Origin of the sequence: Myxococcus sp. AM009 (genome assembly GCF_013372605.1) — a bacterium.
Lineage (GTDB): Bacteria > Myxococcota > Myxococcia > Myxococcales > Myxococcaceae > Myxococcus > Myxococcus vastator.
This window is the reverse complement of record NZ_JABXEP010000435.1, coordinates 1-451: the sequence shown is the minus strand read 5'-3', so window position 1 is coordinate 451 and position 451 is coordinate 1. Positions and strand designations below refer to the sequence as shown.

At 56.5% G+C, this 451-nt stretch carries 1 tRNA gene; it reads left to right on the top strand.

From position 1 onward, the window contains the following. Positions 1-45 precede the first annotated feature (45 nt). Positions 46-122: transfer RNA gene (locus HV824_RS36255), tRNA-Ile, on the top strand. Positions 123-451 lie beyond the last annotated feature (329 nt).

Below are 451 nucleotides of genomic sequence, written 5' to 3'. Positions count from 1 at the left end.
TGAGAATGAAGGACGCTGTAGGGTTTGCCGACGCGGTAGCCCCCTGGGCCTATAGCTCAGCTGGCTAGAGCGCGCGCCTGATAAGCGCGAGGTCGGTGGTTCAAGTCCACCTAGGCCCACCATTTCCTCCTCAAGCGGGGAGGAAAGCGGTGACGCGCGCGAACCCATCAGCTCCACACAGGTTTCCTGAAGTCCAGGAAGCGTTCTTTGACAAGTGCATACGAAGGGTAAGTTCAATTTCTGCTGAGAGAAGTTCTCGCAGAAGCCCTGACGAGAGTACCCGCCGACGCCGTGAGGCGAAGGTGAGGGAAGCAGTCAGGTGCTTTTAATCAAGCGTAGGTAAAGAAGAAGTCTTCCAGGCTTGCTGCGAAGAGCAGGAGTCTGGGCCTTGGTTTCGAGTTTCGACAAACCGCCGGGAGGCGGGCGTGAAACAAGAGATTAGGGCAAGTAA